The organism is Microbacterium sp. ZW T5_56, assembly GCF_044987425.1.
GTDB lineage: Bacteria > Actinomycetota > Actinomycetes > Actinomycetales > Microbacteriaceae > Microbacterium.
The window spans coordinates 1-971 of sequence record NZ_JBJDRI010000076.1 but is presented as its reverse complement, the minus strand read 5'-3'; the positions used below and the strand labels follow the sequence as shown (position 1 = coordinate 971).

General features: G+C 65.8%; 1 protein-coding gene and 1 pseudogene. One reads left to right on the top strand and one right to left on the bottom strand.

What is annotated here, in order from left to right:
- Positions 1 to 213 (bottom strand): hypothetical protein (locus ACI3KU_RS18960; RefSeq protein WP_404923890.1); only part of this gene is annotated, 213 nt, incomplete at its 3' end.
- A gap of 182 nt (positions 214 to 395) precedes the next feature.
- On the opposite strand from ACI3KU_RS18960, the pseudogene ACI3KU_RS18955 reads away from it, so the two are divergent.
- A pseudogene (locus ACI3KU_RS18955) lies at positions 396 to 971 on the top strand (hypothetical protein); the annotation flags it as partial.

Genomic DNA, 971 nt, shown 5'->3' with positions numbered 1-971 from the left:
GGGTGAGGCCTGACCGCTCGGTATCGGGCCGCTGCTCCGCGGGCTCGGCGTGCTCGACGCCGTCGGCTGGCCGGTGGGCGCGACGGCAGCGCCCGCTTCGCCGTTGCCAAGCAGGGTTGCACCGCTGATCACGAGCACGAGAAGGATCGCGGTCGCGATTGCGAGGGGTGCCGCCGACGTCTGGGAGATCGATGCCGAGGACCGTTGTTTCATATGGCCTCCGAGGGGATCCCGTCAGCCTAGGCATGCTTGCACGGAACCCGCCGGGTGCCACCCCGTGCATTGCCAGAGAGATCCGCACCTCGGCGTCCCCGTGACGATACCGTTTGTTTCCTCGCACCCACTATGATCCGGGGATCGCAGCGCTCCTGCGCCTTCGACCGAGTGAGGAACACATGTCACCCACGGACAAGACCCGCCGTGCCACAGCGGCAGCGGACTCCGCCCTGACGGCCGCGCGGAAGGCCACCAAGCTCTCGAAGACGCTCCCCGACAAACAGGCCACCAAACTCGCACCCCTCATCAAGGACGCGAAGAGGGCCGGCACAGTCACCAAGAAACAGCTCGAAGACAAGCCTCGCCGCATCGAGCGGGCGGCGACGGAGGCGATTCTGGCGCTCGCCGATGCAACCGCGAAGGCTGAGCACCGTCTCGTGAAGAAGTCCGACACGAAGAAGTCCGACACGAAGAAGTCCGACACGAAGAAGCCGGACGCGAAGAAGCCCGGCACGAAGAAGCCGGACGCGAAGAAGCCCGGCATGAACAAGCCCGAAGCTAAGAAATCCGGCGCAAGAGACTCCGGCGCGAAGAAGCGTGACGCCAAGAAGCCTGACGTCAAGAAGCGTGACGTCAAGAGGCCCGAGGCCACGAGGCCCGACACGAAGAAGTCCGTCGTCAAGAAGTCCGACGCGAAGAAGTCCGCGCGCAAGAAGAAGTCCGCCCCCAAGCCTGCGGTCCCCGCCGCGCCCTCC